1 protein-coding gene is annotated in these 288 nt (G+C 66.0%); it reads left to right on the top strand.

Features of this window, described 5'->3' with window-relative positions:
• Window positions 1-32 precede the first annotated feature (32 nt).
• A partial coding sequence (locus tag R0J87_RS19480) for a hypothetical protein (protein ID WP_498888307.1) occupies window positions 33-288 on the top strand: 256 nt, incomplete at its 3' end.

A 288-nucleotide genomic window follows, 5' to 3' on the forward strand; every position in this document is an offset into this window, starting at 1 on the left:
TGATGGCCAAGCTCGGGGAGATGAGCACGCTCATGCGTCAGTTCGGGCGAACGGACTTCGCCGATGCGGCCGAAGAGGCGGCGTCGCAGATCAACCGGATGCTCGCCGACGTGAGCCGCCTCCACAAGCAGGCTCAGGCCAAGGGGCCGGAGCGTGGGACGGAGCTCAAGGCATCCGGCGACACCGTGAAGATCGACGGATCGAGCTTCCCGGTGGTGCTGCCCGCCAAGATCGAGGCGAAGGATGAGCACGGCGAAATCATCTCGTGCGACCACCCCGACCTCGAGG

It is taken from the genome of Halomonas sp. SIMBA_159, assembly GCF_046536035.1.
Classification (GTDB): domain Bacteria; phylum Pseudomonadota; class Gammaproteobacteria; order Pseudomonadales; family Halomonadaceae; genus Vreelandella; species Vreelandella venusta_A.